General features: G+C 43.4%; 3 protein-coding genes. All 3 read left to right on the forward strand.

Going from position 1 to position 2,336, the window contains the following annotated elements; genetic code table 11:
• The coding region (tnpC, locus tag MA2_RS10615) for an IS66 family transposase (RefSeq protein WP_156470955.1) at window positions 1–998 on the forward strand (998 nt) is incomplete at its 5' end.
• A 4-nt stretch (window positions 999–1,002) separates the two neighbouring features.
• On the forward strand, window positions 1,003–1,260 hold the full coding sequence (locus tag MA2_RS10620; protein ID WP_067059638.1) for a hypothetical protein: 258 nt from the start codon (window positions 1,003–1,005) through the stop codon (window positions 1,258–1,260).
• Window positions 1,261–1,287: 27 nt separating this feature from the next.
• A partial coding sequence (locus MA2_RS10625; RefSeq protein ID WP_174519470.1) for a DUF637 domain-containing protein occupies window positions 1,288–2,336 on the forward strand: 1,049 nt, incomplete at its 3' end.

Here is a 2,336-nt window from a genome sequence, read left to right on the forward strand (position 1 = left end):
ATTTACCCCTGTATCGCCAAAGCCTGATTTATCAGCGTAGTGGGGTGTATTTATCCGATTCAACCTTAGCCGATTGGGTCGGACGCTGTGGCGTACAGCTTGGGTTTTTAGTTAAACGTTTGCATAAAATAATGCTAACCCAGCCAATTGTGCATGCTGATGAAACCTCAGTCAAAGTGTTAAATGGCTATGGCATGAAAGATGCTAAAGGCAAGTTAAAGCAAGGCTATGTGTGGGCGTATGTGACCCCTCAGTACAGTACAAGCTTCGGTGGGTTTAAAGCCGTGGTTTATGACTTTGCCCAAGGTCGAGGTAGTGAGTATCCCAATGCTTTTTTAAAGGGCTTTAAGGGCAAGCTTGTTTGCGACGGCTATAACGGCTATAAGCCATTATTTGGGCGAGGGGTGATTGAAGTGGGTTGTATGGCCCATGCTAGACGTAAGTTTCATGAGCTTCATGTGACAGGGCAGAGTCTTATTAGCATTGAGGCACTAGCGTTATTTCAATCACTGTATGCCGTTGAGCGTGAGATTGATGAGCGGTTTGAGAAAAACCAATCACCAACGCCTAGAGATGCCCAAGTCGTTAGGCAAATCAGGCAAGATAAGGCTAAACCAGTTGCGGATAGGCTTTATGCGTGGTTACAGGAGAAAAGGTTAGGCACGACTAAGAATGCCAGTATTACCAAGGCGATTGAGTATTGCTTGAAACGGTGGCAGGCTCTGACACGTTATTTGGATGATGGCAGTTTGCCGATTGATAATAATTGGGCAGAGAATCAGATGCGTCCTTGGGCACTCGGGCGTAAGAATTGGTTGTTTGCTGGGTCGCTTGAGAGTGGGCAGCGGGCGGCGAATGTTATGTCGATTATCCAATCTGCAAGATTGAATGGGCTTGACCCGTATGCGTATTTGGCGGATGTGCTGAGACGGCTGCCGACGCATTTTGATAGTCAGATTGATGAGCTGCTACCACATTGCTGGAAACCATCTCAATAGGGGGATGGTCGGGGGCTTACACACCTTACCTGTTAAAATCAGCTTTAACGCACAGGCTAATCATAACTATCAGCTAGACTTTGCCACCGATATCGGCACTTCGTTTAATAGTCGTAACAGCTACACCGACTTTTGGATAACGGACAAAGCCACTAACAAACCCATCTCTGAAGTCGTACGAGCACAACCTGTGCCTGATATGCCAAGCTACTCAGTACCTATTATCATTCACAACACCCCCAACGTCACCGTTCGACACTAAAGGTAATTCTATGCAACGCAAGCTTCTGTGTTATTAGTAAACAATAAGGGTGATATTAACAAGACATTAAAACAGTTAGCCAGTAGCCAAACGGTAAGGGCTGCATTATCTTCTGCGCTAACGGCTGGGGCATTACAGTATGTCAATACTAGCGTGATGCCTGGAGTATTTGAGAATCTTGAAATTAGTGATGCTAAAAATTTACAAGGCAGATTGGTCAGTGGTGCGTTTGAGGGGACGACTTCTGCCTTAGTTGATACAGCGATTAATGGTGGTAGTTTAGAGGATAATCTTAAAAATGCTCTATTGATGAGTGAGGTGAATGCCGCGCATGGGTTTGCTGCTTCAGAAGTTGCTTATCGTTTTAATGAAGATATTGTAAGAATTACTGTTCAGGCTAGTATCGGATGTTTAGCGGCAGAAGCTAGAAAGGCTGATTGTGAATCAGGTGCAATTGGTGTCGCAATAGGTGAATTAGTTGCACAACGAATGAAAGGTGGAAAATTATCTAATGACTTAAACAGCAGTGAAAGAGAGAAAATTTTAAATCTAAGTAAGTTGCTTGCTGGTACTGTTGCTGCCTATGCTGGTTATGATGCTGGAGTTGCTATAAATGCGGCAGATATAGCAGTGCAGAATAATGCATTAAGTGATGATATTAAGAAATTAAGCAAACAAGTTCTAGGGGGGCTAGCTGGTTCAGCTGTTTCTGTTGGTTCATTAGGTGAAGTGGTTTTAAATTCGGAAGTTAGAGATCAGGCGATCGAGGGCTTAAAGACCTTAGCCAATAGCAAAGAACCTTTGACTTTAATAAAACTCGGCTTAATCGCTCAGAATAAAGAATTTCAAAATTTAGATGCTCTAATGGCAATGAATGGGGATGATTTTGGTCGTGCAATGGTAGATGCGAAATATGCCACAGATATTGCTTTGATGTTAGCAGGTGTTGCATCGTTACCCAAAACTATTATCTCAACAGCAAATACGGTTGGTAAAGTTGGGGCATTTGTAGTTAATGGAACTCGTGTTATCATAAAAGATGGTAAGGCTATAATTGCTGCTACCCCTGCTTTACT

The sequence above is a fragment of the Moraxella atlantae NBRC 14588 genome (genome assembly GCF_001591265.1).
Classification (GTDB): Bacteria; Pseudomonadota; Gammaproteobacteria; order Pseudomonadales; family Moraxellaceae; genus Faucicola; species Faucicola atlantae.

Excerpts from the sequence above, each read along its gene's own strand:
- MA2_RS10620 (WP_067059638.1), top strand. The coding sequence starts at position 1,003 with ATGGTCGGGGGCTTACACACCTTACCTGTTAAAATCAGCTTTAACGCA.